Origin of the sequence: Stenotrophomonas sp. 169, from assembly GCF_014621775.1 — a bacterium.
GTDB lineage: Bacteria > Pseudomonadota > Gammaproteobacteria > Xanthomonadales > Xanthomonadaceae > Stenotrophomonas.
This window is the reverse complement of record NZ_CP061204.1, coordinates 3578583-3604558: the sequence shown is the minus strand read 5'-3', so window position 1 is coordinate 3604558 and position 25976 is coordinate 3578583. Positions and strand designations below refer to the sequence as shown.

The 25976-nt window shown below is 66.1% G+C and carries 24 protein-coding genes and 1 tRNA gene; 16 read left to right on the top strand and 9 right to left on the bottom strand.

The features are described 5' to 3' along the window. Window positions 1–47: 47 nt before the first annotated feature. Window positions 48–1187: a LysM peptidoglycan-binding domain-containing protein gene (locus ICJ04_RS15845; RefSeq protein ID WP_188325132.1), complete on the bottom strand. Its 1140-nt coding sequence runs from the start codon at window positions 1185–1187 to the stop codon at window positions 48–50. 131 nt (window positions 1188–1318) lie between these two features. Between ICJ04_RS15845 and def the strand changes: the two genes are divergently transcribed. The 5 genes from def to ICJ04_RS15820 all read left to right on the top strand — a co-directional run bounded on the left by def (window position 1319) and on the right by ICJ04_RS15820 (window position 7368). Then, window positions 1319–1831 carry a peptide deformylase gene (gene def, locus ICJ04_RS15840; RefSeq protein ID WP_188325131.1) on the top strand — a complete coding sequence of 171 codons (513 nt, stop codon included), beginning with the start codon at window positions 1319–1321 and terminating at the stop codon, window positions 1829–1831. 138 nt (window positions 1832–1969) lie between these two features. Then, window positions 1970–2893: a methionyl-tRNA formyltransferase gene (fmt, locus tag ICJ04_RS15835; RefSeq protein WP_188325130.1), complete on the top strand. Its 924-nt coding sequence runs from the start codon at window positions 1970–1972 to the stop codon at window positions 2891–2893. A gap of 4 nt (window positions 2894–2897) precedes the next feature. Beyond that, window positions 2898–4229 carry a 16S rRNA (cytosine(967)-C(5))-methyltransferase RsmB gene (rsmB, locus tag ICJ04_RS15830; protein ID WP_188325129.1) on the top strand — a complete coding sequence of 444 codons (1332 nt, stop codon included), beginning with the start codon at window positions 2898–2900 and terminating at the stop codon, window positions 4227–4229. 25 nt (window positions 4230–4254) lie between these two features. Beyond that, window positions 4255–5976: a glycosyltransferase family 39 protein gene (locus tag ICJ04_RS15825; RefSeq protein WP_188325128.1), complete on the top strand. Its 1722-nt coding sequence runs from the start codon at window positions 4255–4257 to the stop codon at window positions 5974–5976. Window positions 5977–6129: 153 nt separating this feature from the next. After that, window positions 6130–7368 (top strand): O-antigen ligase, encoded by a 1239-nt coding sequence (locus ICJ04_RS15820; RefSeq protein ID WP_223203086.1) that lies wholly within the window; start codon window positions 6130–6132, stop codon window positions 7366–7368. 7 nt (window positions 7369–7375) lie between these two features. Here ICJ04_RS15820 and ICJ04_RS15815 read toward each other — a convergent pair whose 3' ends face one another. From ICJ04_RS15815 to ICJ04_RS15805, 3 genes are all read right to left on the bottom strand, one after another. Beyond that, window positions 7376–8263, bottom strand: a complete 888-nt coding sequence (locus ICJ04_RS15815; RefSeq protein WP_188325127.1) for a glycosyltransferase family 2 protein — start codon at window positions 8261–8263, stop codon at window positions 7376–7378. Further along, window positions 8256–9530 (bottom strand): O-antigen ligase family protein, encoded by a 1275-nt coding sequence (locus tag ICJ04_RS15810; RefSeq protein WP_188325126.1) that lies wholly within the window; start codon window positions 9528–9530, stop codon window positions 8256–8258. Before ICJ04_RS15810 ends, ICJ04_RS15815 begins: the two co-directional genes overlap by 8 nt. Before the next feature lie 145 nt (window positions 9531–9675). Continuing rightward, on the bottom strand, window positions 9676–10482 hold the full coding sequence (locus ICJ04_RS15805) for a glycosyltransferase family 2 protein (protein ID WP_188325125.1): 807 nt from the start codon (window positions 10480–10482) through the stop codon (window positions 9676–9678). On the opposite strand from ICJ04_RS15805, the gene ICJ04_RS15800 reads away from it, so the two are divergent. Next, window positions 10483–11535 (top strand): CDP-glycerol glycerophosphotransferase family protein, encoded by a 1053-nt coding sequence (locus ICJ04_RS15800; RefSeq protein ID WP_188325124.1) that lies wholly within the window; start codon window positions 10483–10485, stop codon window positions 11533–11535. A 153-nt stretch (window positions 11536–11688) separates the two neighbouring features. Here the strand turns inward: ICJ04_RS15800 and ICJ04_RS15795 are convergent, their stop codons facing one another. The 4 genes from ICJ04_RS15795 to ICJ04_RS15780 form a co-directional block, all read right to left on the bottom strand. Continuing rightward, window positions 11689–13233 carry a PH domain-containing protein gene (locus ICJ04_RS15795; RefSeq protein ID WP_223202918.1) on the bottom strand — a complete coding sequence of 515 codons (1545 nt, stop codon included), beginning with the start codon at window positions 13231–13233 and terminating at the stop codon, window positions 11689–11691. Next, the gene (locus ICJ04_RS15790; RefSeq protein ID WP_188325123.1) at window positions 13230–13745 is read right to left on the bottom strand and encodes a PH domain-containing protein; all 516 of its coding nucleotides are present in this window, start codon (window positions 13743–13745) and stop codon (window positions 13230–13232) included. Before ICJ04_RS15790 ends, ICJ04_RS15795 begins: the two co-directional genes overlap by 4 nt. Before the next feature lie 185 nt (window positions 13746–13930). Further along, entirely contained in the window at window positions 13931–15079 is a 1149-nt protein-coding gene (gene ribA, locus ICJ04_RS15785; protein WP_188325122.1) for a GTP cyclohydrolase II RibA, read from the bottom strand. A 34-nt stretch (window positions 15080–15113) separates the two neighbouring features. Next, window positions 15114–16034 carry a lauroyl acyltransferase gene (locus ICJ04_RS15780; protein WP_188325121.1) on the bottom strand — a complete coding sequence of 307 codons (921 nt, stop codon included), beginning with the start codon at window positions 16032–16034 and terminating at the stop codon, window positions 15114–15116. A gap of 61 nt (window positions 16035–16095) precedes the next feature. Here ICJ04_RS15780 and dtd point away from each other — a divergent pair, with 61 nt between their 5' ends. From dtd to ICJ04_RS15760, 4 genes are all read left to right on the top strand, one after another. Continuing rightward, the gene (dtd, locus tag ICJ04_RS15775; RefSeq protein ID WP_188325120.1) at window positions 16096–16536 is read left to right on the top strand and encodes a D-aminoacyl-tRNA deacylase; all 441 of its coding nucleotides are present in this window, start codon (window positions 16096–16098) and stop codon (window positions 16534–16536) included. 90 nt (window positions 16537–16626) lie between these two features. Next, on the top strand, window positions 16627–18474 hold the full coding sequence (gene rpoD / locus ICJ04_RS15770; protein ID WP_188325119.1) for an RNA polymerase sigma factor RpoD: 1848 nt from the start codon (window positions 16627–16629) through the stop codon (window positions 18472–18474). Between the two features lie 361 nt (window positions 18475–18835). Continuing rightward, window positions 18836–20239, top strand: a complete 1404-nt coding sequence (gene yjjJ / locus ICJ04_RS15765) for a type II toxin-antitoxin system HipA family toxin YjjJ (protein WP_188325118.1) — start codon at window positions 18836–18838, stop codon at window positions 20237–20239. A gap of 121 nt (window positions 20240–20360) precedes the next feature. Further along, window positions 20361–21266, top strand: coding sequence for a TIR domain-containing protein (locus ICJ04_RS15760; RefSeq protein ID WP_188325117.1), 906 nt, complete (start codon window positions 20361–20363; stop codon window positions 21264–21266). A 25-nt stretch (window positions 21267–21291) separates the two neighbouring features. On the opposite strand, the gene ICJ04_RS15755 is transcribed toward ICJ04_RS15760, so the two are convergent. Further along, window positions 21292–22569, bottom strand: coding sequence for a solute carrier family 23 protein (locus ICJ04_RS15755; protein WP_188325116.1), 1278 nt, complete (start codon window positions 22567–22569; stop codon window positions 21292–21294). A gap of 137 nt (window positions 22570–22706) precedes the next feature. Here ICJ04_RS15755 and ICJ04_RS15750 point away from each other — a divergent pair. The 6 genes from ICJ04_RS15750 (at window position 22707) to ICJ04_RS15735 (ending at window position 25969) form a co-directional block, all read left to right on the top strand. Then, window positions 22707–22782: transfer RNA gene (locus tag ICJ04_RS15750), tRNA-Ile, on the top strand. Window positions 22783–22924: 142 nt separating this feature from the next. Continuing rightward, window positions 22925–23173, top strand: a complete 249-nt coding sequence (locus tag ICJ04_RS18540) for an Arm DNA-binding domain-containing protein (RefSeq protein ID WP_342589181.1) — start codon at window positions 22925–22927, stop codon at window positions 23171–23173. After that, window positions 23094–23615, top strand: a complete 522-nt coding sequence (locus ICJ04_RS18400; RefSeq protein WP_342589180.1) for a hypothetical protein — start codon at window positions 23094–23096, stop codon at window positions 23613–23615. The genes ICJ04_RS18540 and ICJ04_RS18400 overlap by 80 nt, the downstream gene beginning before the upstream one ends. Before the next feature lie 12 nt (window positions 23616–23627). Further along, a complete protein-coding gene (locus ICJ04_RS18395; RefSeq protein ID WP_223202915.1) occupies window positions 23628–24164 on the top strand; it encodes a site-specific integrase in 537 nt (178 codons plus the stop codon). A gap of 101 nt (window positions 24165–24265) precedes the next feature. Further along, a complete protein-coding gene (gene tcmP, locus ICJ04_RS15740) occupies window positions 24266–25099 on the top strand; it encodes a three-Cys-motif partner protein TcmP (RefSeq protein ID WP_188325115.1) in 834 nt (277 codons plus the stop codon). A gap of 126 nt (window positions 25100–25225) precedes the next feature. Then, window positions 25226–25969 (top strand): phage Gp37/Gp68 family protein, encoded by a 744-nt coding sequence (locus tag ICJ04_RS15735; protein ID WP_188325114.1) that lies wholly within the window; start codon window positions 25226–25228, stop codon window positions 25967–25969. Window positions 25970–25976 lie beyond the last annotated feature (7 nt).

Genomic DNA, 25976 nt, shown 5'->3' with positions numbered 1-25976 from the left:
GCCCTAGGGCGCCGTTGGCATCTGCTGTCGGACGAATCCGGCAGCGGTTACTGCGTGGCGTCCGGGTGGCGCGCGCTGTAGCCCAGCTGCACCGGCTTGATCCCTTCCATCACCAGCGCGTAGCTGACGTTGTCGAAGGTGCGGAACACCATCGCATGCGCGGCGTACTCGTCCGGCAGGCTGACGCGGTTGTTGCCGTCGGCACGTGCATCGTCCATCTGCGACGAGTTCGGCGCCTTCATCCGGTCCTTCACGTGGCTGCCGAAGCGCCACATCGAGAACACGGTGCCGTTGTCCACACCCTGCAGGCGGCCGGCAGACAGCGCGATCACGTCACGCGGGCCGCCGGACAGGAACATGTCCGTTACCGCCAGTACGCGCACGTCCAGCCCTTCGGTGCCGGCAGCCGGCACATGCGGGAAGAACTGCAGGTCGTACGGTGTGGCTTCCACCGGCACAAGGCGGTCACCGGCACGTACTTCGCGGCCATCGCCACTGCCCTGCAGTGCCAGCGTCGCCACGTCCACGCGGCCGGAGGGCACCGCGGTGATGGTGCCGACGTTGACCTTGGCGAGCTCGTAGCCCAGCACCTGGTGCGGACGCTTGTTCGGGACGGTGAAGTCCTTCCACAGGTTCCCGCTGCCCGGCGTGACATGGCCATTGGCGGTCAGGTCCTCGGTCGCCTTCGGCAGCGCATAGCGGACGGTGGGACGCACCACCGCATAACGCTGGCCCACGGCGGCCTGGTCCAACCCCTTCACATAGGCCACCTGGCCGGCCGTGGCCCGAAGACGGTTGTCTTCCAGTCCAGCGACGTGCGGCAGGTTGTCGATGCGATCGACGACGCTCAACTGCTTCAGGAACGGCTCGACTTCCGACAATGGAATGCCGGTGATCGGTGCCTCCTGGCGCGGCCCTGGCTGCTGGCTCGCGACGACGCGGTCCAGGTACGCCAGGCTGAGTACATCGCCCGGATAGATCAGGTGCGGGTTCGCCACCTGTGGGTTCGCCTGCCAGATTTCCGGCCAAAGCCAAGGCTTTTTCAGGAAACGCGCAGAGATATCCCACAACGTGTCGCCCTTCTGGACGACATAGGTGGTCGGGTGCCCGTTCATTTCAACGGCGGTAGCATAGGCGGCAACGGTCAACATCGCCGCGGCGACGACCGTGCGGATTCGTAGCAACATAAGAGTGGTCAGCCCTGATTCCCCAACAGGTTGCCGCACTATAGTCCAGAAACCGGGGCGCAGGGCAAGCGTTGGCGATAGAATTGCAACGCAGCCCGGCGTTGACCGGCCCCCACCAGACGATTACAGCCATGGCACTGCTTCCCATTCTCGAGTTCCCCGATCCGCGCCTGCGCACCAAGGCCGTGTTGATCGATGCCGCCGAGGTCACCACGCCGGCCTTCCAGACCCTGCTGTCGGATATGTTCGACACCATGTACGACGCCCCGGGCATCGGCCTTGCCGCCAGCCAGGTCGACGTGCACCAGCGCTTCATGGTGATCGACGTCAGCGAAGAGAAGAACCAGCCGATGGTCTTCATCAACCCGGAGATCGTCGCCCACGACGGTGGCCAGGTGTACCAGGAAGGCTGCCTGTCGGTGCCCGGCATCTTTGCCGACGTCACCCGCGCCAACCAGATCACCGTGCGCTTCCTGGATCGCCAGGGCCAGCCGCAGGAGCTGACCACCGAGGGTCTGCTGGCGGTCTGCGTGCAGCACGAAATGGATCACCTGGACGGCAAGCTGTTCATCGACTATCTGTCGCCGCTGAAGCGCGAGATGGTGCGCAAGAAGCTGGCCAAGCAGCGCCGGCACGTCGCCTGACCGTAACAACGGGGCGCCACCCGCGGTGGTGCCCACTGTCCGCCTGCCTGCCAGTGGCGTGCGCGGACGGACCCAGGGGCGCCGCACATCGGCGCCCATTTTCTGCCTGCAGGTTTCCACCTGCATAACGGGGTGACCATGAGGATTGTCTTTGCCGGTACGCCGGAGTTCGCGGTGTCGTCGCTGCGCGCGGCTGCACGCCATCACGAAGTGGTGGCCGTTTACACCCAGCCGGACCGTCCAGCCGGCCGTGGCCGTGGCCTGGCGCCTTCGCCGGTGAAGCTGGAAGCGGTGGCGCGTGGGATTCCGGTATACCAGCCGGAATCGCTGAAGGACGAGGCGGCCCAGCAGCAACTGCGTGACCTGCAGCCGGACCTGATGGTGGTGGTGGCTTACGGGCTGATCCTGCCGAAGGCCGTGCTGGCCATCCCGACCCATGGCGGTTGGAACGTGCATGCCTCGCTGCTGCCGCGCTGGCGCGGTGCCGCGCCGATCCAGCGCGCCATCCAGGCCGGCGATGCACAGACCGGTGTCTGCCTGATGCAGATGGAAGCGGGCCTGGATACCGGCCCGGTGTTGTTGCAGCAGGCGCTGCCGATCAGCCCCACCGACACGGGCGGACAGCTGCACGACAAGCTGGCCGCACTGGGCGAGCAGGTGCTGTCCGACGGCCTGGGCCTGCTGCGCGCAGGCCTGATCCCGGTCAAGCAGCCGCAACCGGCCGAAGGCGTGACCTATGCGCACAAGCTGGACAAGGCCGAAGCCCGGCTGGACTGGACGGCCGATGCCGACGTGTTGGCGCGCACGGTGCGTGCGTTCAATCCGTGGCCCATCGCCGAAGCGCAGCTGGCGGGTGAGCGCGTGCGCATCCACGGCGCGGTCGCACTGGAGGACAACGGCGGCCATGCCCCGGGTACGGTGATCGCCGCTGCACGCGAGGGCATCGACATCGCGTGCGGCCACGGCGCGCTGCGACTGCGTGTGCTGCAGCGCGAAGGCGGCAAGGCGATCACCGCCGCCGACTACCTCAACGCACGACGCGACCTGCGTGCGGGAGCCTGAGCCGGTGAGCAAGCAAGCTGATCTGTCTGTGTCCAACGCCGCGCCGGGCGCTGCCACGCGCATGCTCGCTGCGCGCGTGCTGGCCCAGGTCTTCACCCGCGGCCGTTCACTGAAGGCCGAGCTCAACTGGGCGCTGCCCAAGCTGGCCGACACGCGCGACCGCGCGCTGCTGGAGGCGCTGTGTTTCGCCGTGCTGCGTCGACGCAGCACCTACGATGCCGCCTTGGCGAGCTGGATGCAGAAGCCCCTGTCCGCACGCGATGCCGACCTGCGCACCCTGCTGATGGTGGGCTTCGCCCAGCTGGATGTGCTGGAGCTGCCCGCCCACGCGGCGCTGTCGGCCACGGTCGATGCGGCACGTGCACTCGGCCGTGAGCGCCAGGCCGGCCTGGTCAATGCGATCCTGCGCCGTGCGCAGCGCGAAGGCTTCGCACCGCAGCCGCCGCGCGATGCGTTCCCCGCGTGGCTGGCCGACAGCATCGAAGCGGATTGGCCCGGCCAGGCCGATGCCATCTTCGCCGCCAGCCTGCAGCCGGCCCCCTTGTGGCTGCGCGTCAACCGGCAGCAGGGTGACCGTGCGCAGACGCTGGCCGCGCTGGCCGCCGTCGGCATCGAGGCCGAACCCAGTCCTGTCAGCGCCGATGCCGTGCGCCTGGCCGCGTCCACGCCGGTCAACCAGCTGCCCGGCTTTGCCGAAGGCGCACTGTCGGTGCAGGACCTTTCGGCCCAGTGCGCGGCCGATGCGCTGGCCCCGCCTGCCGGCGCCCGGGTGTTGGATGCCTGTGCCGCGCCGGGTGGCAAGTCGGCGCACCTGCTTGAACGCGATCCGTCGCTGCGCCTGTTGGCGTTGGATATCGACGCGCGTCGGCTGGCGCGGGTCAAGGACACATTCACCCGCACCGGCGTCGGCGCCGAGGCACAGGTGCGTGCCGCCGATGCCAGTGATCCGCGTTCGTGGTGGGACGGAACGCCGTTCGACGCGATCCTGTTGGATGCGCCCTGTTCGGCGACCGGCATCATCCGCCGCCAGCCGGATGTGATGTTCCACCGTCGTGCCGAAGACATCGACGTGTTGGTCGGTATCCAGGCCCGCCTGCTTGAAGCGTGCTGGACGATGCTGCGCCCGGGTGGCGTGCTGGTGTATGCCACGTGCTCGATCCTGCGCGCCGAAAACGTGGATCAGGTGCAGGCCTTCCTGAAGTGGCACGCAGACGCCACTGCAGACGCGCTCGATGACGGGTTCGGCATGGACTGCGCAGGGGTTGGTCGCCAGCGGCTGCCGGGTGATGATGGCGGCGACGGCTTTTTCTACGCGCGTCTGTTAAAAAACGCCTGACCCTTTCCTTATCACTGCCGTGCCCATGCTGAAGACACGCGCTTCCCGCGAATCCTGGTTGTTGATCGTCATGGCCCTGCTGGTGCTCGGTGCCGGCCTGGGCCTGCGCGATCCGTGGCCCTCGGACGAACCGCGTTTCGCGCTGGTGGCACGGCAGATGGTGGAAAGCGGCGACTGGCTGTTCCCGCATCGCGGCCTGGAGCTGTACTCCGACAAGCCGCCGATGCTGATGTGGTGGCAGGCCACGCTGTATTCGCTGATCGGCAACTGGCGCATCGCCTTCCTGCTGCCGTCCCTGCTGGCTGCGCTGGGCACGCTCTGGTGCGTGCATGACCTGGGGCGCCGGCTGTGGACCCGCCGGGTCGGCCTGTATGCCGCGTGGACCCTGCTGTTCGCGTTGCACTTCACCTTCCAGGCGAAGAAGGCACAGATCGATCCGTTGATCGTGTTTTTCATCACCCTGGCCAACTATGGCCTCATCCGGCACCTGTTGCTGGGCCCGGCGTGGCGCTGGTGGTGGCTGGGCTGGTTCGCCGCCGGCCTGGGGGTGATCACCAAGGGCGTGGGCGTGGTCGCGTTGCTGATGATCGTGCCGGCCGCGCTGGCATCGGTGTGGGGCTGGCGAGGCGTGGGCCTGAGCGTGCGCCGCTGGCAGTTCTGGGTGGCACCGCTGGTGTTCCTGCTGGCGATCGCCCTGTGGCTGGTGCCGATGGTGGTCACCGCGCTGTCCACCGGCTCGGCCGAGTACCGCGCCTACATGGACGACATCCTGTTCCGGCAGACGGCCAAGCGGTATTCGCAGTCGTGGGACCACCACCAGCCATGGTGGTACTTCCTCGCCACGATGCCGTCCATGTGGATTCCGGCGTTCCTGGCGGTGCCATGGGCGATCCCGGCCTGGTGGCGGCGCCTGCGTCGGCGCGACCCCCGTTATCTGGTGCTGCTGGGCTGGTGGGCGCTGATCGTGTTGTTCTTCTCCATTCCCGATGGCAAGCGCGATGTCTACATCCTGCCGTCGCTGCCGATGTTCTGCCTGGCCTTGGCACCGCTGGTGCCCGGCCTGCTGCGCAAGCGCAGCGTGCAGTGGATGCTGACCGGCTTCACCGCACTGCTTGCCGTGCTGACGCTGGGCGCGGGCATCGCCATGCTGACGGGCCAGCCGGGCTTTGAAACGAAGCTGATGGGGTCGCGCGGCATCGACAGTTCAGTGACCGCGTCGCTGGCCTGGGCGGCGGTAGCGATGGGCTGCTGGGCACTGGCCAGCCTGCTGGTATGGCGGGGGCCGCGCGCCCACATCGGCGTGGTATCGGCGCTGACGGTGATCTGGGTGCTGTACAGCCTGGTCGGCTACCCGCATCTGAACGATTCCAGTTCGGCACGCGGACTCATGCACCGTGTCGGTGAGCGCATCGGTGTCGACGCCGAGCTGGGCCTGGTGGCATGGAAAGAACAGAACCTGCTGATGGCCGACCGACCCGCCGCGACGTTCGGCTTCCAGAAAAAATGGGACCTGCAGTTGCGCGAAGGCGTGGCGTGGCAGGCGCAGGCACCGGCCACGCGCTGGCTGCTGGTGCAGGAAGATGCCCTGCTGGCCTGCGTGGACCGTAGTCGAGCCGAGCTGGCCGGTATCGCCAATCGGCGTCGTTGGTGGCTGGTGCGGGCCGAAGCGGTGACCGCGCCCTGCGAGGCGACCGCCGAGGACCTGGTGCGTGAGCACGCCATGCAGTCGCGGCAGGCCAACGAGTGAAGGCGACCGCTGACGCCGCCGCGCTGACCGCTGGTACTGCTGGACAGCGCGTGTTGGGCGTTCACTGTGCAGTATCCCTTTCCGTTGCCGACCTGATCCGATGATCCTGCCGTGAGCCTGCCGCCCTACGATTCCTCCACCCCCCGTGCGCGGTTGCCGCAGCCGCCGCGCGTGCGCTTCGCCCAGGGGCTCGGCCACCTGGGGCTGCTGCTGTTGCCGGCGTTGGTGGTCTCCACCCCGGCCAACCTGCTGCCGTTCGGGTTGCTGCTGCTGGTCAGCACGGTGATGGTGCCTGACCTGTTGTGGCGCGCCCGCGCCGATGCGGGGCGCAGCATCCGCGTGCTGGCCTGGCTGATGCTGGCCGTGCTGGCGGCCGGTGTGCTGTCGGTCGTGCTGTTCGAGCATGGATTCCGCGACGTGGACAACCGCTCGCGTTTCTTCGTGATGCCATGGATCGCGCTGTGGGTGTGCGCGCTGGAACTGCGCCTGCGCTGGCTGTGGCGCGGTGCCGTGGTGGGCCTGCTGCTCGTGTTCGGGCTGTCGCTGCGGCAGGTGCTGGGCGGTGCGCCGCGTGCTGACCTGTTCACCAATGCCATCGTGCTCGCCGACATGGTGGTGATGCTGCTGGTGCTGGCCTTGTTCTGTCGTCCGCACGGCGTGCGGGGCTGGGCGTGGGGCCTGCCAGCGGCGGCGCTGGGCTGCGCCACGCTGGTGCTCACCGGCAGCCGCGGGGCGCTGTTGGCACTGCTAGCAGTGTTCCTGGTGATGGCGCTGACCCTGCGCTGGGGATCGCTGCAGCGGCGCCTGCTGATCCTGGCGGCGCTGCTGGGCCTGTCGGTCGTGGCAGTGGTGAGTGTGCCGGAGCTGCGCCACCAGGTGCGCCTGACAGAGCTGCACAGTGATGTGCAGCGGCTGGAGCGCGGCGATGCGGATTCCTCCGCAGGGGCGCGCGTGGAGCGGTTGCAGGTGGCGTGGGACACGTTCCTGGACCACCCGCTGACCGGCGTCGGCGTTGGCCATTTCGACAACGCGATGCAGCGCCTGCCGGTGTGCCGTGACGATCCACTCGAGGCACGCTGCCACCTTGGGCACGCGCACAACGATCTGGCCGAGTGGGGCGCAACCCAGGGTGTCCTGGGCGCACTGTTGCTGCTGGCGGTCTATGGCGTGCCGCTGTGGCTGTTCCTGGGGCTGCATCGGCACAGCGGACGGGCGACCTTCCGCGGCCCGGCGGCCGCAGGCGTGATGATCGTGGTCTGCTACGTGTTGTGCGGCCTGACCCAGTCGATGTTCGCGCACCAGATCACCGCCAGCTTCTATGCGTCCATCGTCGGCGTGCTGGCCGGCCTGTCACGCGTGGAAGGCCTGCGTCACCAGCGCAACCGGGCGTAACAGCGTCTCAACGGATCCGGTTGGCGATACCGTCGAGGTGGAACGCAGCGCAAAGCCCGGCCAAGCCCCAGCCAAACCATTTGCTGGCGTGCTGGCGCTGCAGGATCAGCGCATACAGGACAGTGGCCGGCAGCCAGGCCACCAGCAGGCGCGCGCGATGCGCAAACGCTGCGCCGCCACTGACATAACGCTGCAGGGCGATCTGTCGTGAGCGGGCGTAGTGGAACTGCTTGATGAAGGTCGTGCGCACGCTGGGCGCGGACGAGGCGCCACCGGGATGCAAGGCACGTGCGGCCGGTTGCAGCAGGCAGCGCCACCCCGCCTGCTGCATGCGCAGGCACAGGTCATCGTCTTCGTAGTACAGGAAGAACGCAGGATCGAACCCGCCGATCGCGGCGAACGCACGCGTGCGCACCAACTGACAACTGCCGTGCAGCCACTCGGCTGCCACCAGTTGATCCGGCACACAGTACTGACCGGGAGGCTGCGACCTGAAGAAGGCGGGCCGCCATGATTTCTGTGGCACGGTCAGGCTGCGCCAGCCCTGTGGAGCGACGATGCCTGCATCGGGATGTGAATCCAGAGTCTGCTCCAGCAGGTCCACGGCGTGCGGTTCGATCTGGCAATCCGGATTCAGCAGCAGCGCGTACTCGGTTTCAACCTGCTGCATCGCCTGGTTGTTGGCGACGCCGAAGCCGGCGTTGTCGGTGCGGGCGATCACCCGTGCATGCGGCACGCGGTCGCGCAACTGGTGCAACGTGTCGTCGCGGCTGCCGTTGTCGATGACCACCACGTTGCGGAAGCGCGCCAGGGTGACGGCCAGGGCGGGCAGGACCGGCGCGCTGTTGTAGGTGACACAGACAACGGTCACGCGCGTGAGCGTCGGGTCAGTCATGGCGGTCGACCCGGGCGTTTCGTCGCGCCCACACGGCGACGGCGGGCATGCACGACAGCAGCAGCACGAACGTGTTGCGGTGGGTGTAGTCCGAAACCAGCCCATTGCCCAGCCCGGCCACCAGGTAGAGGATCAGCACACTGTTGAAGAAGTGACGCTGCGGTGCTGGCAGCCGCTGGATCACGCGGGCCAGCAGCACCAGCAGGATCAGCAGGGCAGCGAAACCCAGCGCGCCTTCTTCGGCCAGCACCAACAGGTATTCCTGATGCGGGTGGGCGACAATGAACGGCGCTGCACCTTGGATGTCGTCCATCCGCGTCTGGTATTGCGGCCGCCATTGGCCCAGCCCCCGCCCGAGCATCGGGGCCTCGCTGACCATGTCGACGGTGTGCTGCCACAACCAGAGCCGGGTGCCGCTGGACGTCGCATCCCCGTGCTGCGCGTAACGGCTCACTTCGGTGGATACCGAGCGCAGCAACCGCTCGCCGATGTCCGACACGGCAATGGCACTGCCGCCGACTACCAGGCACAGGCCAATGACCGGCAGGTGCAGGCGCCACCGCCACGCGGTCGCACGACACACGACCCACAGCCAGTACAGCAGCAGGGGCACGGCCGCGAGGTAGCTGGTGCGACTACCCAGCAGCAGGGCGACATTGAGCAGGGCGAGCACGGCGATGGCGATGGCCAGCCAGTGCCGCGGCCGGGTGGCGGCACGCGGCAGGCGTGAGAGCGCGAACGCGGCCAGCAACAGCGTGGCCAGGCCTTGCTGGGTGTATTCCTTGAACACGGTGTTGCGCATGCTGGCCATCTGTTCGGCGATGGCGCGCTGGGGCAGCAGCCCGGCAGCCATCAACCAGGACGCCAGTAACACCAGCGTCGTCCCCGCAGCGAAGCCGTACAGCGCGCGCCACCGCTGCTGCGGTGTCTGCAGCAGGGAAGCGACCACCATCGGCAGCAGGAACGTCCACAGCGACGAGCCCCGCAGCGCGCTGCCACCATGGCCGGCCGCGAGCGCGTGCAGCGCACTGGCCAGCAGCACGGCGGCCCACACCAGCATCCCCTTGGCGATGGGGTCATGCCAGGCCTGTCGCCAGCGCGCGCGCGTTTCGGCGCCGGCCAGCGACGCCAAGCCGGCCAGGACGATGAAGCAGGAGGTCAGTGGCTTGTTGAGCGGGACGCAGAACAGGGCCAGTACCACGCAGCCACGGCCTGCAACGAGCAGCCGCGAACGCGCATCGCGGACGAGGGCAGTCGATGGGGTCATGGGGCGGGCATGCTATGGCCCGCTGCGATCCTCTTCTATGAGGAATGTTGCAAAAAGGCGGGGTGTTGCTGACAGTGGCGTGCGCATGGCGACGCGTTGCGGCAATGCGGCCAAGCGTCAGGCGTCCTGCGGAGTGGCGATCCCGCTACGGTGTCGGCGGGTCGGCCACCGGCTGGCCGTGCTGCAGCATCCACAGCATGATGGTCTTCTGTCGCACGTAGTTGGCGCGCACGTAGGCGTAGACCAGCCCGTGCCAGCCATCGCGGAAGCCCCCTCGAAACACAAAACCACGCCAGAAACGCCAAGCGGGTGCGAGCACCAGCTTGGGCAGGGTGGCCCGTTTGCCGCGCGCGAACTCATGCTCGGCCATCATCCGCGCGTACTTTTCTGTTTTCGCCAGCTGCTGTTGCAGGGAGCGATAAGGGTAGTGGATGAGGTCGCCACGCAGGGTGCCGACGCGGCCGTCCACGCTGGCGGCTTCGTGGATCTCGCGCTTGCCGCGCCAGCCGCCATGGCGACGGTCGAACAGTCGCAACACGCGGTCGGGATAGGCATTGCCATGCCGCAGGAAGCGGCCGAAGTACTCCGACAGGCGGGCGAAGCGGTAACCGTGGTGCTCCGCGAACCCGCCGTCGCGGGCCTGCTCGATGGCCGCGCGCAAGGCATCGCTGACCCGCTCGTCGGCGTCCAGGCACAGCACCCAGTCATGGCGTGCCTGCTCTACGGCGAAGGCCTTCTGGCTGCGGAAACCCTGGAACGGGCGCTGCAGCACGCGGGCCCCGGCCGCCTCGGCAAGGGCCACCGTGTTGTCGGTGGACTGCGAGTCGACCACCACCACCTCATCGCAGAATGCCAGCGAGGCCAGGCAGTCGCCGATGCGCCCCGCCTCGTTGAACGCGATAATGCAGGCCGAAATGCGAGGCCGTTCGTTGTGGGCGGTCGTGGAGGACATATGGCCGGGTACCTGTTGTTTGCGACGGAGCGTTACGCGCTGCCTATTCTCGCCCCGTTGGCCGAGGCCTTGCACGCATCCGGGCATGAGGTTGCCGCCTGGTTCGAAGATGGCGCCGCCGGTAGCCGGTTGCCGGGGGTGGCCAGCGTCGGCCTGCGCGAGGCCTTGGCGATGCGCCCGCAGGCCGTGTTCAGTGCCGCCAACTGGGTGCCGACCTTCCTGTCCGGTGCCAAGGTGCAGCTGTTCCATGGCTTCAACGTGCAGAAGCGGGACAGTGCGCGGGGGCACTTCCGGGTGCGCGGCATGTTCGATCTGTACTGCACACAGGGCCCGGCGACCACCGCGCCATTCCAGGCGATGGCCGCGGAGCAGGGTCATTTCACCGTGGTGGAAACCGGCTGGCCGAAGCTGGACCCCCTGTTCCGCGACGACGGTGGAGCCAGCGCCGCACTGCGTGCTCCGGCGGCCGGGCGACCGGTGGTGCTGTTCGGCTCCACCTTCACCGAGCGCCTGAGCGCAGCCCCGCATCTGTACCCGCAGATCGCCGCCGACATCGCGGCGGGCCAGCGCTACTGGCTGCTGACGCTGCATCCCAAGTGCGCCCCGGAGCTGTTCGCGCAGTACCGCGCGCTGGCCGGCGCGAATGCCTGCTTCGTCGAGCCGGAGCAGGTGATGGCTGCGCAGCGTGCAGCCGACGTGCTGGTGTCTGATACCTCGTCGATCGTTTCGGAGTTCATCGTCCAGCACAAGCCGGTGGTGACCTTCCGCAACCGCGTGCCGCAGCCGCACATGATCGACTTCGATGATGCGGCGCAGTTGCCGGCCATGCTGGAGCAGGCGCTGCACCCCACGGCCGCGCTGCAGGCCGAGATCACGCGGTATGCCGATGCGATCCACCCGTGGCGGGACGGACGATCCAGCGAGCGGGTGATCGCAGCCACTGATGCGTTCGTGTCCGGCGCGTTGGGGACGCTGGCACGCAAGCCGCTGGGCAGCTGGCTGCGCAATCTGCAGATCCGCAAGGACCTGGGCTATTGGGGCCCGAAGGGCTGACGCCCAAGGCAGGGTAGAGCCGACTTCAGTCGGCTGCTCCGCACCCCGCGCGATCCCTGCATCCCGCCGAGCACGGCTCGGCGCTACGGCGATCATCCCGGTAGCGCCGACCCATGGTCGGCGAGCGCAGCGGCCGGCGCGTTACCCGCTCCCTTACCAACGCAACTGCCGCCGCGCCAGCGCACGGCCCAACTGCTCCAATACTTCGGCGGCCTGCGCCTGCGGCAGGTAGCGCAGGCACAGCGCCACATCACCGCGCGCACCTGCGGTATCCAGCCACACGCTGCTGGTCCCCAGCAGGCGATCCAACGGCGAGCGTGACAACCGCAGCGCCTGCAACTTGTCCAGTTCCGCCCAGCGCCACCAGCGCCGCCACCAGCCGCCGCGCAGCGCGACGTAGCGATCATCCAGATGCCAGCCGATGCGCGCCATCTGCAAGCGCGCTGTCCACAGCGCAACCGGCAACCAGGCCAACACCAGCAGGCCCATCCCGCCCCAGCGCCATGTCAGGCCCGCCGCCAGCAGCGGGGTCAGCCACAGGCTGGTCACGCACAGCCGCCAGCTGCCGCGCAGCGCTACCGGATGCCAGAGCGCTGGCGGCCACTGCACGGTGGGCAGCAGGTGCTGCACCAGCGCATCGCAGTCAGCCGGTGCGGCCAACGGAGCCAGCTCGCGCAGCCCGCGCTGCTGTTGCTCATCGTTGCCCTGGCTGGCCGCGCTGTCCACGCTGAGCTGGCGCCGCCCGGCCCAGCGCTGCAGCGTGGTCTCGCTCAGCGTCCAGGCTTGTATGCGGCGAAGCGCCACGCTGCTGCGCACCTTGCTCAGCAGGCCGGTACTGACCGTCAGCCGTCGTTGTTGTTCGCTCAACTCGAAGCCGTAATAGCGCAGCAGCGCCAACAGTACCGAGAGCACGCGCAGTGCTACCCAGCCGGCGAGAAGCAGCACCGCCGCAATGACCAGCATGCCGATGATGCCGGGCTGCAGACCGTTGGCATAGCCGAAGGCCTCACGCCCGCCGTACTCCACGAACGTATCCATGCGGTCGCGCGGTACCACCTGCACCAGCGCGCCGAGCGCGGCGGCCACCATCACCCAGCCACGGTTGGACAGCATGCCCAGCTTGATGACTTCGATGCTGCTCATGCGCAGCAGCACGTGGCGCGTGTCGGTTTCCGGCAACGGCGGGGGCGTGCCCGGATCGCCGTCCGGTGTGGGGTTCGCCATCACCGGGCCGCGATGGCGCACGCGCTGTTCCAGCGCCAGGGCCTCGTCCATCCGAAGCACCCGCATTTCCGCTTCCGGACGATTGCCGCCGGCGGACTCCAGCCGCAGCTCGGCCACACCGAACAGCCGGTGCAACGGGTTCTGGTGCACGACCACGTTGTGGATGCGCGCGAACGGAATTTCGCGCCGGTTGCGCGCGAACACGCCGCTGCGGATCGTGATGCCGTCCTCGCCGATGCGGTAGCGGTAGCTCAGGTACTGCAGCACCGACGCCAGCACCAGGCAGGCGATGACGATCAGCGGGATCAGTTGCGCCCATAACGGATCGCGGTCACCGCGCTGGCCGAACACCAGCAGCGCCGCCAGCGGCAGCAGGTACTGCCGGAGCTGCATGATCAGGACGAACAACCAGGACCACGGATGCAGGCGGCGTTCGGCATCGGTGGCGGGAATCGGCGGTGGCACGCTGCTCACAGGGCGTCGGCGTCCTGGTCGAGCTGGCGGGCAAGCGTATCGCGCAGCCGCTCGGCGTCATCCTCGTCCAATCCATCCAGCACCACCGCACTGAAGCGACTGCCCGCGGTATGCACCACCAGCGTCGCCAGCCGCGCGCGTCGCTGCAGGGGGCCGCGGCGCACGTCGAGGTGCTGCACGCGTGATGTCGGCACGCGGGTGTCGCGCTGCCACCACAGATCGCGGCGCAGGCCCAGCCCGCTGTCATCCAGCCGCCACCAGGTGCGCCGCACGCGGCGCCAGCTGATGCGCGCGCCGATCAGTGCGCCGACCAGCAGCCACGCTGCAGCGGCGGGCAGGCCGCCAGGCAGGTCCAGCAGCCACCACGCAGCAGCGAAAGGCAGGCCGGGGAAAAGGGCGCCCGCGGGCAGGCCGCCCAGTGCCGCGAGCCGCGCGGCGCGCACCGGCAACAGCTGCCAGCCGTCCGGCGTGGCGTCAGGGGAGGGCGATGAGGTCATGGGGGTGTCAGGCATGTGCAGAAGGTAGCAGGTGGCTTGTGTAGCGCAGAAGCCTGCCCCGGTGGGGTCGATCCGCGAAGGGCCCGCTGCGCTCGCCGAGCGTGGCTCGGCGCTACGGATGGACGGAGGGTGCGTCGGCTTTTGGAGGGAAGCCCGCTGCGCTCGCCGAGCGTGGCTCGGCGCTACCGCTGGTCCGCCGGTTACTGCGCGGCCTGGATCAGTGCGTCCACGTCCAGCAGGTGGCCGGCACGTTCGGCCTTGGTGCGCAGGTACTGTTCGTTCTCCACGGTGATGTCGCCGGTCACCGGGATGCAGTCGACCACGTCCATTCCCGCATTGCGCAGGCGCTGGACCTTGGTCGGGTTGTTGCTCAACAGGGCGATGCGGGCGATGCCCAGCCCTTTCAGCATCGCCACCGCGCTGCCGTAGCGGCGCTCGTCCGCGCCGAAGCCCAACTGTGCATCGGCGTCGATGGTGTCCAGCCCATCGTGCTGGTAGCCATACGCGCGCATCTTCGCGGCGATGCCGGTGCCGCGGCCTTCCTGGTCCAGGTACAACAGCACCCCGCCACCGAGCTCTTTCAACTTGCGCAGACCACGGCGCAGCTGGTCGCCGCAATCACACTTCAACGAACCGAACAGGTCGCCGGTCAGGCACGAAGAGTGCACGCGCACCGGGACCACCGCTGCAAGGTCGGGCTCGCCCACGATGATCGCCACCTGATCGCGCTGGGCCACGCCGCCGCGGAACACCGCGAAGGTGGTCATCCCCACCTCGCGCAGCGGTACCGGTGAGCGTGCCACCAGCTCGTAATCGTGGGCGGCGTGGGCCGCGCCTTCGGCCAGGTCGCACAGGGCGACCTGCGCGGCACCGTCGAAACGTGCATCGTCGCTGGCCAAGGGCAGGCCGACCATCGCAGGCAGCAACAGGCCCAGGCGGGCCAGCTCCACGGCGCCGGCATCGAGTGCATCGCCGGGGTTCCACTGCGGTGGCAACGGGCCGGGCTCACGCAGGTAGCCCAGCTGCGGCAGGGCATCGAAGGGGATGCCCGCCAACGGAATGCGGACGCCCTGGGCAGCTTCGATGCCCTCCACCCCCAGCACGCGGGCACGGGTTTCAGTCAGGAACAGGTAATGGCGGTCGTCGGCCAGCCCGGCGAAGGTCTCGAAACTGCGCGCGGTTGCACTGTCCAGCGCAATCACGGCCATGCGCTGGCCGGTGTCATCGGTGATCACGACCGGCCGCCCGGAACGCAGTTCGGCCACCGCGCGCTCGCAGCGGATGGCCGCCGGATCACCGAACAGGGAGGAGGCAGCAACAGGCATGGCAGGACCGGGCAGGGGAGACATCGTGGTCAATCACATGGGGTTGAGTGCGACGGAATCAATGCGGATGGGTCGCGGTGGCGTACGGGTCGGCCTCGCCGCTGCCATCCGGACGCAGGGTGAAACGCTTGTAGGTCCACTGGTACTGCGCCGGGTCACGGCGCGCGATGCGCTCGATACCGGCGTTCAATGCGGTGCCGGCGACCAGTGGATCCGGGTCGGCCAGGGCGGGCGCGGACGCTTCGATGTGCAGGGCGAACTGCATGCCCGGCCCGGTGCGCTCGCACCAGCCGTACAGCACGGTCGCACCGGTGCGCGCGGCCAGTCGGTTGACCAGGGTCATGGTCAGCGCCTGCATGCCGAAGAACGGCACGAACACCCCATCGCCGGCCTTGGGCTGCTGGTCGGGCAGGATGCCGGTCGCACCGCCGTCCTTGAGCACTTTCAGCAACTGGCGCACTGCGGTGCCTTCGGCGCGCACCTGCTGCACGTTGTCACCGCCACGCACCAGTTGCAGGAACGCGTCGCCGGCGGCATCTTCCGGCGGCTTGTAGACGATCGCGATCTGGCCGCGGGACGCCAGCCACTGGTTCAACAGCTCCCAGTTGCCGAAATGCGGGGCCGCCACGATCACCCCTTTTCCCGAGGCCAGCGCGGCGTCGTACAACGCCTCGCCATGGCGCTCGCGCAGATGGTCGCGCAGGTTGTGGGCCGCCGGGCGGGTCCACAGGCGCAGCGTCTCCAGCGCCTGCAAGGCAGTGGAGCGCAGCACGTCACGTTGCAGGCGCGTGCGCTCGGCGCTGTCCAGCGCGGGATAGGCGAGCTCCAGGTTGCGGCGGGTAACCCGGCTTTCGCGGGCATTGAAGGTCATCCACAGCCAGGCCAGGCCGTTGGCGAGGGCGCGCAACATGGGCCAGGGCAGGCGGGTGAGCAGGTTGGCGGCACGGTAGGCCAGCCGGGCTTTGCGGTGCGGGTTCATCCCGGCAAGTCTAGCGTGGCCGCTGCTAAGGTGGCCCGTTGCTCCCCTGATCGAGGTCCCCATGCTTGTTCTTATCCAGCGCGTCAGCCAGGCCGCCGTGCACGTCGATGGCCAGTCCATCGGGCAGATCGGTGCCGGGTTGCTGGCCTTGGTGGGCATGGAGCCGGGCGATACCGACGCGCAGTTGCAGCGGATGGCCGATCGGCTGCTGGGTTACCGTGTGTTCGCCGATGACGACGGAAAAATGAACCGCTCGCTGCGCGACACCGGCGGCGGGCTGTTACTGGTCAGCCAGTTCACCCTCGCTGCCGACACGCGATCAGGCATGCGGCCGAGCTTCACCAGCGCGGCCCCGCCGGCCGAGGCTGAACGCGGGTTCAATCGATTTGTCGAGATCTGTCGTGAAAAGCATGCAACAGGGGTGGAAACGGGGCGCTTTGGTGCCCATATGGTCGTCAGCCTGGTCAACGACGGTCCCGTGACCTTCCTGCTCAGGCCCTGACCCCCGGGACCACCGCCCGGGCAGGCCGGGCGAGGGGCTGGTATAATGCTACGTTCCCTTTTCCTACTCCAGCCGGTGGCGCGAGCATCCATGGCCAACGAACGTCCTGCCCAATCCGAAATCAAGCAACTGATCAGCAAGGGCCTGGAACAGGGCTACCTGACCTATGCCGAAGTCAACGATCACCTGCCCGACGACATGGTCGATCCGGAGCAGATCGAAGACATCATCGGCATGATCAACGGCATGGGCATTGATGTCCATGAAGTGGCCCCTGATGCGGAAACCCTGCTGCTCAATGACGGCAACACCGGCAATCGCGAGGTGGATGACACCGCCGCTGAAGAAGCCGCTGCCGCACTGACCGCACTCGACACCGAAGGTGGCCGCACCACCGACCCGGTGCGCATGTACATGCGCGAAATGGGTACGGTGGAACTGCTGACCCGCGAAGGCGAAATCGCCATCGCCAAGCGCATCGAAGAAGGCCTCGGTCAGGTACAGGCCGCACTCGGTCTGTTCCCGGTGTCGGTCGAATCGCTGCTGTCCGATTACGAGGCCCACAAGGAAGGCAAGAAGCGCCTGGCTGAAGTGATCGTCGGGTTCAACGACCTGTCCGACGAAGTCCCGGCGCCGGCGGTGGTGGAAGACACCAGCGATGACGATGACGACGCCGATGAGGACGAAGAAGACGACGCCGACGACGCCGAGGAAGAAGCCGGCCCGACCGGTCCGGACCCGGAAGAAGTCGCCGCGCGCATGCAGGCCCTGGCCGATGCCTTCAACGCCTTCAAGAAAGCCGCCGCCAAGGGCGAAGGCAAGCACCTGCTGAAGCTCCGCGAGGAGATGTCGGCGGTGTTCGTCACCCTGAAGCTGCCGCTGCCGCTGACCGACGTGCTGACCCGCCAGCTGCGCGACACCATGGCCGGCATCAAGTCGCATGAGCGTCGCGTGCTGAACCTGGCTACGGTCACTGCCCGCATGCCGCGCAAGGATTTCATCCGCTCGTGGGAAGGCAACCAGACCAACCTGGAGTGGGTGGAAGACGCACTGAAGCGCAAGCAGAAGTGGTCCTCGGCCCTGCGTGACGTCAAGGACCAGATCATCTCCGAGCAGCAGGCTACGATCGATATCGAGAAGAGCACGCTGCTGAGCCTGGATGACCTGAAGGAAATCAGCCGCGCGATGGCCTACGGCGAAGCCCGGGCCCGCAAGGCGAAGAAGGAAATGGTCGAGGCCAACCTGCGCCTGGTCATCTCCATCGCCAAGAAGTACACCAACCGTGGTCTGCAGTTCCTCGATCTGATCCAGGAAGGCAACATCGGCCTGATGAAGGCCGTGGACAAGTTCGAGTACCGTCGTGGTTACAAGTTCTCCACGTATGCGACCTGGTGGATCCGCCAGGCCATCACGCGTTCGATCGCCGACCAGGCACGCACCATCCGTATCCCGGTGCACATGATCGAAACGATCAACAAGTTGAACCGCATTTCCCGTCAGATGCTCCAGCAGTACGGCCGCGAGGCAACGCCGGAGGAGCTGGCGAAGGAAATGGACATGCCGGAAGACAAGATCCGCAAGGTGATGAAAATCGCCAAGGAGCCGATCTCGATGGAAACCCCGATCGGCGACGACGAGGATTCGCATCTGGGCGACTTCATCGAGGACACCAATGTGGAGTCCCCGATCGAGAACACCACCAACATCAACTTGTCAGAAACCGTGCGTGACGTGCTGGCTGGCCTCACCCCGAGGGAAGCCAAGGTGCTGCGCATGCGCTTCGGCATCGACATGAACACCGATCACACGCTGGAAGAAGTCGGCAAGCAGTTCGACGTCACCCGCGAGCGCATCCGCCAGATCGAAGCGAAGGCGCTGCGCAAGCTGCGTCATCCGAGCCGGTCCGAACAGCTGCGCAGCTTCCTCGATATCGACTGATTCCGGTCGGTTCCTCGAGGATCTGAAAAACCCCGCCTCGGCGGGGTTTTTCTTTGCGCGGAATATGGTCTGCCGGCTGCCTCTGGTACGTCTGCGCTTGATGCCCCTGCGCTTGGTAATGCGGATTTCGGTCCGCACCGCCCTCCGGGGCAGCCGCCTCTGGTAGTGCGGACTTCAGTCCGCACCGCCCTCCGGGGCAGCCGACTAAAGTCGGCTCTACCGTCCAGTGCCAGTGCCAGTGCCCCATAGCCGATATTACGTAACATTATTCGTAACAAAATTCCGAAAATGCCATGCGCCGCAATAGGCTGTCCCCCACCAAGCCAAAATATTACGTAACAAATCATGTAACACTGCACGCATGTCCACGCCCACATCCCCGACCATCCAGACCCTCTTGGCCCAGCTGTCGCCCGGTGATCCCATCGCGGCCGGCGCCTTGGCTGAGCGCTTGGGTGTGAACCGGATGGCGTTGAGCCGCTTGGTCGCCAAGGCCGGTGACCAGGTCGTCCGTATCGGCCAGACCCGGAGCACGGCGTACGCCGCACGCCAGGTGACACCCGCTGGCAGCCAGTGGCCGCTTTATCGGCTTCGCGCCGATGCAACGCTTGAAGCGCTGGGAGAACTGCACGCGCTGACAGGCGATACCTTCCATTTCCAAGCCAATGCGGTGCGGCCCAACCTCACCCGCTCGCCTGACGGCGACGTGCCTGCGTTTTTCCCCGGTCTGCCGTGGTACCTCGACGAACTGCGGCCGCAGGGCTTTCTCGGGCACACGTTCGCACACCGCGCGGCGCGCTCGCTTGACGTGCCGAACGACCTCAACCGCTGGCAGCTGAGCGATACCTTGCTGGCCTTGGTCAATGCGGGGGGCACCCAGTCGGGCGATCTGCTGCTCGGTGGAACGGCCGCGCAACAGGCCCTTCAGGTCCTTGAGTCGCCACCTGACAGAATGGCGGTGAGTGAGCGCATCCGGGAGTACCCACGCCGCGCACTGGCTGCGCTGGAAGGCGAGGAAGTCGGGTCGTCACCGGGCGGTGAGCAACCCAAGTTCACCGCAACGCTGGAGCAGGACGGCATGCGTCGCGCCGTGTTGGTGAAATTTGCCCAGCAGGGAGCCGGGGACGCAGCCGAGCGCTGGGCAGATCTGCTGGTCTGCGAGCATCTGGCGTTGGATACGCTAAGTGCGGCGGGGGTGGCTGCATCGGCCACTTCGCTGCTGACCACAGACACGCACACCTTCCTGGAAGTCGAGCGCTTCGACCGCACGCCCAACCTGCTCGGGCGACACGGATTCGTGTCGTTGTCGGCGCTGTCTTCGGCGTTTACGGGTGAGGCATCACAAGAGTGGACGGGTGCTGCCGGCCTGCTGCAGGCCCAAGGCTGGCTGACGGCCGACACCGTGGCGGACATTGGACGCCTGCAGGCATTCGGCCGCCTCATCGGCAACACCGACATGCATCAAGGAAACCTGGGTTTCCATCTGGTCGATAGCGGCCCGCTGTTGCTGGCGCCAGCGTACGACATGCTGCCGATGTCGTTGGCGCCCTCGCGTACCGGCATCCTGCGTCCAGCGTCCGGGCTGCAACCGCCCGCGCCCACCAGCAGCCGGGATCTGGTGCACCTGCAGTGGGCGGCACCGCTGGCGCGACAGTTCTGGGAGCGCGTGGCAGCATCCAACTTGATACGCTCATCCACGGTGCGCGACTTGGCGGCGGAAAACGCCCGCCGGGTGGGCGTCTTGGGAAGGCAATTCGGAGGCTGAGCGCGTTCATCCTGTTCAGCAAGTGCCTATTAATTTGCCAAAAATGCGTGCTCCGCGTCACATATTTGGGGGTAATCTGCGCGTGACATCCATATCGGATGCAGTCCACAGGGGGACGTCAATGTTGGCTCGATTCACCGGCGACGAAGGTCGCCGCAACCTGCTGTATGCGCTGTCCGAACAGAAACTCGTTCGGGGTGACAGCGCACTTGCCGAGGCATTGGCCAGCAGTGTGACCTTGTTGGAGGCACAGGTCGGTGCCGCCGTCATCCATCAGGGTGGAGTGGACAATGACGTCTACCTCATCGTTACCGGTTCGTTCGATGTCTTCGTCAACGGCAAGCGCGTAGCGCACCGCAAAGCGGGCGAGCATGTGGGCGAAATGGCCGCCGTGCAGCCGACGCAGATCCGCTCGGCCACCGTGGTCGCGGCCGAACCCAGTGTGGTCGCACGTCTCAGTGCGGCCCGTCTGGACGACCTGGCGCAGCAGTTCCCGCTGATCCATCGTCATGTCGCGCAGGAGCTCGCGCGCCGCCTGTTCCAACGCAATGACTACGTGGGCAGCGCACGCGAACGCACGAAGGTGCTCGTGCTTGCCTCGGCGCAGTCGACCGATGCCGCACAGGTGCTGCAGGAAACATTGGCCAGTGAAGGCTTCACCGTGCGCCTGTGGCAGGACGGCCTGGCGCGCAGTGGTGGGCTGGCGGTGCAGCGCTTGCAGGAAACCGCCGCCGGCGTGGACTTCGCGGTCGTGCTTGCGGGAACCGAGGATGCGCGCACCGCCGGTGATGCGGCATGGCCGGCATCGCGCGATGAAGTGCTGTTGGAAGTGGGCGTGCTGCTGGGTGTGCTCGGCGGTGACCGAGTGGTGCTGGTGGAAAGCCACGGCGGTACGGCTGAGCTGGCGGGGGTGGTCAACCTGCGGTGGCAGCCGGATGCCAGCCGCGATCTGGAAACGGTGCTGACGCCAGCGTGCACGCGTCTGCGGCGTTACTTCGAGTCGCAAGGGCCTTACGCGGTCGCGTGATCTGGTTCTACTGTGCGCCGGTCTCTCAGGGGCCGGCGCGCCGTGGCACCATCGCCTGCAGGGCAATGGCCGCGACTGAGGCAACAGACACCCCGTCAAAGGTAAGTGCTCCCAGTGACAGCGAGAAGTGGCCAGCGCCCAGCATCAGCGGAACAAGTACGATGACTTGATTGCGTGGCTGGCGTAGATCGACGGCGTGCTCGTGCAGCATGCGGATACCGGCAATCGCAATCATCCCGAACATCACCAGCACCACGCCGCCGAGCACGGGCGCAGGTATCAAGCGCAGCACGGCCCCCAGTTTGGGCGACAGACCGAGTACAACGGCGAAGATGCCCGCCACCACAAGTACGGCCGTGGAGTAGGCACGGGTTGTCGCCATCAGTCCGACATTCTCGGCGTAGGCCGTCATCGGCGGGCCACCACTGCTCCCGCTGAGCAGGGTGCCCACACCATCCGCCATGAGCGCATTTCCCATCTGCCCCTGAAGGTCGCGTCCGGTCATGTCGCCGACCGTCTTGACGTGGGTCAATGTCTCCGCCGCGAGCACCAGCACCAATGGCAGCAGCGTCATGGACGTCGCCACGTCCAGTCGTGGAGCCTGGAAGGCAGGTACGCCGAACCACGCTGCCTGACGCAACGGCTGCAGGGAGATCGGCGCTGCCAGCGCCAGCATGCTGCCGAACAGGGCATGGACGAGCGTACCGATGACCAGAGCCGCCAGCAGCACGATGCGCCGCACGAATTGATGATGCGATGTCAGCAGTACGGCGAGCAGGGCCGCCGTAGCAAGCAGGGTCCCCGTGCCGAAGGGCGTGCCATCGTGCATCGTCGCCGGGATCGACGCCAGGCTGGTACCGAGCAGCAGCAGTATGGTGCCGGTCACCACCGGCGGAAGCAGCGCCATGATCCAGCGGGTGCCGAAACGGCGGACGGCGATGCCCAGCAGGAACGTGGCCGCGCCGCAGAAGAGGATGCCGCCCAGTACGGCTCCCAGGTGGGCGTTGCCACCCTGGCCGTCGTAGCCGGTAAGTGCGATCACCGCACCGACAAAGACGCCGCTGGTGCCGATGAAGCTTGGTACCCGATCGGCCGTGACCACGTAGAACAGCAGCGTGGAAATCCCACACATCAGCAGAGAAAGGTTGGGATCGAACCCCATGAGCAGGGCGGCCACCATGGCCCCCAGCATGACGGTGAAGTACTGCGTGCCCAGAATGACGGTGTGGGGCCACGAGAGCCGCTGATCTATGTCAACGACGGAGGATCCAGCAGGCAACCGTGTCCATCGGAACAGGGGCATGAACGAAGCCTGGAAGGTGGGCCTCCATGCTGGGTGACCCACGCGGGCGTGCGCTAGAGGAGCGGGCGACACACGTGGCGACGCATGGGTATCTGGAGCCCGACAGGGGCCTTGCATTACACTGACGCTCGGCAAGCGGGCCTATAGCTCAACGGTTAGAGCAGAGGACTCATAATCCTTTGGTTCCAGGTTCGAATCCTGGTGGGCCCACCACTTAGCAATCCAAGGCAGTCCGAATTAGTCCGTAGATTCCCGCTAAATTCGGGGGTTTTGTGCGCCATGGTCCAAGTTGGTCCACTTAAATCCGGGGCGGAAGTGAGTCAGGCTGTGAGTCAACGGGCGTGGGCTATGCTCGATGACTCACAATCACCTGACTCACATGCTGACCGATACCAAGCTGTGCTCCCTGAAACCACGTGAAGACGCCTACCGTGTCGCCGACACAAATGGCCTATGCATCGAAGTGCGACCGTCCGGGGCGAAGGTGTGGCGGCTATCGCTATCGGCACTCGGGCAAGGCAAGCATGATTACGCTGGCCGAGTATCCGATCATGTCGCTCAGCGAGGCGCGAGCCGAGCGGGACCGGTTACGGGCATTGGTTAAGGGCGGAGCCAACCCAGCCCAGGTGGCTCGTATCGAGCGCGCCGCGCAGACCGAGCGAGCTGAATCCACCGTCAGCGCGATCGCCATTGAACTGCTGGAGAAGCGAACCAAGGAGGGCCTGACTCCCGGGTCGGTAAAGCGCGAGCGCCGCCTTATCGAAAAGGACCTAGCGAGCATCGGCGATATCCCGATCACTGATGTGACGGCGCCGGTGCTGCTGGCGGCGTTGCGCAAGATGGAGAAGCGCGGCGTTGCCGAGACAGCGCACAGGACGCGCTCGCTTGCTAGTCGTGTGTTTCGTTATGCGATTGCCACTGGACGGGCGACATCAAATCCAGCCGAAAGCTTGATCGGAGCGCTGGAGCAACCCAAGACCAAGCACTTCGCCAGCATGACCGATCCTGCCCAGATCAGCGATCTGTTACGGGCAATGTATTCCTAACAGGGATCGCCCGTGACCTTGGCGGCGCTGAAGCTTGGACCGATGCTCTTCGTGCGGCCCGGGGAATTGCGAAAGGCTCGGTGGGAGGATGTCGATCTTGAGAAGGCAGAGTGGCGTTTTGTGGCCAGCAAGACAGGAACCCCACACATCGTGCCCCTCTCGTCCCAGGCGAAAGAGATCTTCGAGGACCTGAGGCCTCTCACCCGTCGGAGCGAATTTGTCTTTCCGGGGGTTAGAAGTTCGAGCCGCCCGATGAGTGAGAACACGATCAATGCGGCGTTGCGGAAACTTGGCTTCGATAGCGACGCTATTACTGGTCACGGCTTTAGGGTCATGGCGAGAACGGTCCTGGACGAGGTATTGGGATTCCGGCCGGACTACATCGAGCATCAACTGGCGCATGCGGTCAGGGATCCGCTTGGGCGTGCCTACAGCCGTACCGCGCACTTGGCTGAGCGAAAGAAGATGATGCAGGCGTGGGCCAACTACCTTGATCAGCTTCGAGAAAGCCTGGAAAAGGTCGTTTCGATCAAGCGAAAGGCTGGTTAGGGCGGGGCGCAACTCCCGACTCAACGCGGCCCATTCTTGGCCAGACATGCGGTAGGCTGGCTCCGCGACCAGCGCACGCCTCTAGTGGGAGAGGAACGTCCATGCCGACAAAGCGGCCGGAAGAACGTTACGACATAGATCCGGTCGACGGCAGTCGGCGTGAGATCGTCGGTGGTTGGGCGCAGGAGAAGCATCTGCGCCTGCGTCATTACGTGGATATCAGTCGAGCCGCCAGGCGGAAGTTTGGCCGCAATTCGACCTTTACTGACCTGTACTGCGGGCCGGGTCGGGCTGCCGTCAAGGATACGGGCGAAGTTATCCCTGGCAGTGCGATCGCGGCCTGCGCCGAGGCAGCGCGACACGCCTCATTTGGAGCGATTCATATCGCCGACCTTGATGCTGTCAACGTCAGTGCCTGCCGGGACCGACTGAACGGCGAAGGACTAGGGCCGATTTCCACATACATCGGGAAGGCAGAGGAGACAGCACGACAGGTCGTCTCAAAGCTATCGCCTTCAGGACTGCATTTTGCGTTTCTGGATCCCTACAGTGTCCAAGCTCTGCCATTCGAGGTCATTCAGACCTTGGCAGAGCTGCCCAAAATGGATCTGCTGATTCATTTCAGTGCGATGGACATGCAGCGTAACGTCAAGCAGCTAATGTCGAATGGGAAGCTGGACGTGTTTGCACCAGGCTGGCGTGATCACGTGGATCCCGCCGTGCGAAACGATGTTGCCGTGCTGGCTGTCTTTCGGCATTGGTGCGGGCTGATCAAGAAGTTGGGCTATCAGGACGTGAGCGACAATGTCGAGCTCGTGTCGGGCTCCAAGAATCAGCCGCTGTACTGGCTTGTGCTGGCATCGAAAAGCGCCTTGGGCCAGGCCTTCTGGGGAAAGGTCAGCAATGTGACTGCTCAGCATCGCTTTGATTTTTAGATCCGTTTTCGTCAGTTCGGGTGCAACTTGCGGTCGTTGTTGCTCCTGCCGCAAGGCGTACCAGCTGGCGCCGATCCCCGTCGTACCCAAGTTGCGAGTAATATTCGCCAACCGGAGAGTCCAGTTATGACTACGTCTTCCCGCATCGAATGGACCGAGCAAACGTGGAACCCCATTGTGGGCTGCACGAAGATATCCGCGGGGTGCAAGCACTGCTATGCCGAGCTCATGGCCCGTCGCCTCCAAGCCATGGGCACCCCGGGCTATGAGAACGGCTTCGCCCTGCGGCTTATTCCCGAGCGCCTCAGCGACCCGCTCAAGCGCAAGAAGCCGACAATCTACTTCGTCAACTCGATGTCCGACCTCTTCCACGAAAAGGTCCCTGTGGACTATATCGATCAGGTGATGGACGTGATTACGCGCACCCATTGGCACAGCTATCAGATCCTAACCAAGCGTGCGGCTCGCATGGCGAGATACTTCAAGGCCCGCCCGGTGCCCGAGAACGTGTGGCTCGGAGTGTCTGTGGAGAACCGTCGCCATGGCGTGCCGCGCATTGACTACCTTCGTTCGGTTGACGCGCGGATCCGATTCCTGTCAGTGGAGCCCCTGCTGGAGGATGTCGGTGTGCTGGATTTGGACGACATCCATTGGGTCATTGTAGGTGGCGAATCAGGTCCTAAGGCGCGCCCAATGAAACCAGAGTGGGCCGATGTGGTTCGCATCCAGTGCGAGGAGCAGGGGGTGGCCTTCTTCTTCAAGCAGTGGGGCGGCTGGGGGGCGGATGGCAAACGCCGAGCCAAGGCCAAGAACGGAAGGCTGCTCAACGGCCGTACCTGGGACGAAATGCCAGCGCACGCTCCAATGTAGGGAGGCA

Bases quoted from the DNA above. Each gene is read 5' to 3' on its own strand.
- ICJ04_RS15845 (WP_188325132.1), bottom strand. From the start codon at position 1,187: ATGTTGCTACGAATCCGCACGGTCGTCGCCGCGGCGATGTTGACCGTT.
- def (WP_188325131.1), top strand. From the start codon at position 1,319: ATGGCACTGCTTCCCATTCTCGAGTTCCCCGATCCGCGCCTGCGCACC.
- fmt (WP_188325130.1), top strand. From the start codon at position 1,970: ATGAGGATTGTCTTTGCCGGTACGCCGGAGTTCGCGGTGTCGTCGCTG.
- ICJ04_RS15825 (WP_188325128.1), top strand. From the start codon at position 4,255: ATGCTGAAGACACGCGCTTCCCGCGAATCCTGGTTGTTGATCGTCATG.
- ICJ04_RS15815 (WP_188325127.1), bottom strand. From the start codon at position 8,263: ATGACTGACCCGACGCTCACGCGCGTGACCGTTGTCTGTGTCACCTAC.
- ICJ04_RS15810 (WP_188325126.1), bottom strand. From the start codon at position 9,530: ATGACCCCATCGACTGCCCTCGTCCGCGATGCGCGTTCGCGGCTGCTC.
- ICJ04_RS15805 (WP_188325125.1), bottom strand. From the start codon at position 10,482: ATGTCCTCCACGACCGCCCACAACGAACGGCCTCGCATTTCGGCCTGC.
- ICJ04_RS15800 (WP_188325124.1), top strand. From the start codon at position 10,483: ATGGCCGGGTACCTGTTGTTTGCGACGGAGCGTTACGCGCTGCCTATT.
- ICJ04_RS15790 (WP_188325123.1), bottom strand. From the start codon at position 13,745: ATGCCTGACACCCCCATGACCTCATCGCCCTCCCCTGACGCCACGCCG.
- ribA (WP_188325122.1), bottom strand. From the start codon at position 15,079: ATGTCTCCCCTGCCCGGTCCTGCCATGCCTGTTGCTGCCTCCTCCCTG.
- ICJ04_RS15780 (WP_188325121.1), bottom strand. From the start codon at position 16,034: ATGAACCCGCACCGCAAAGCCCGGCTGGCCTACCGTGCCGCCAACCTG.
- dtd (WP_188325120.1), top strand. From the start codon at position 16,096: ATGCTTGTTCTTATCCAGCGCGTCAGCCAGGCCGCCGTGCACGTCGAT.
- rpoD (WP_188325119.1), top strand. From the start codon at position 16,627: ATGGCCAACGAACGTCCTGCCCAATCCGAAATCAAGCAACTGATCAGC.
- yjjJ (WP_188325118.1), top strand. From the start codon at position 18,836: ATGTCCACGCCCACATCCCCGACCATCCAGACCCTCTTGGCCCAGCTG.
- ICJ04_RS15760 (WP_188325117.1), top strand. From the start codon at position 20,361: ATGTTGGCTCGATTCACCGGCGACGAAGGTCGCCGCAACCTGCTGTAT.
- ICJ04_RS15755 (WP_188325116.1), bottom strand. From the start codon at position 22,569: ATGCCCCTGTTCCGATGGACACGGTTGCCTGCTGGATCCTCCGTCGTT.
- ICJ04_RS18540 (WP_342589181.1), top strand. From the start codon at position 22,925: ATGACTCACAATCACCTGACTCACATGCTGACCGATACCAAGCTGTGC.
- ICJ04_RS18400 (WP_342589180.1), top strand. From the start codon at position 23,094: ATGATTACGCTGGCCGAGTATCCGATCATGTCGCTCAGCGAGGCGCGA.
- tcmP (WP_188325115.1), top strand. From the start codon at position 24,266: ATGCCGACAAAGCGGCCGGAAGAACGTTACGACATAGATCCGGTCGAC.
- ICJ04_RS15735 (WP_188325114.1), top strand. From the start codon at position 25,226: ATGACTACGTCTTCCCGCATCGAATGGACCGAGCAAACGTGGAACCCC.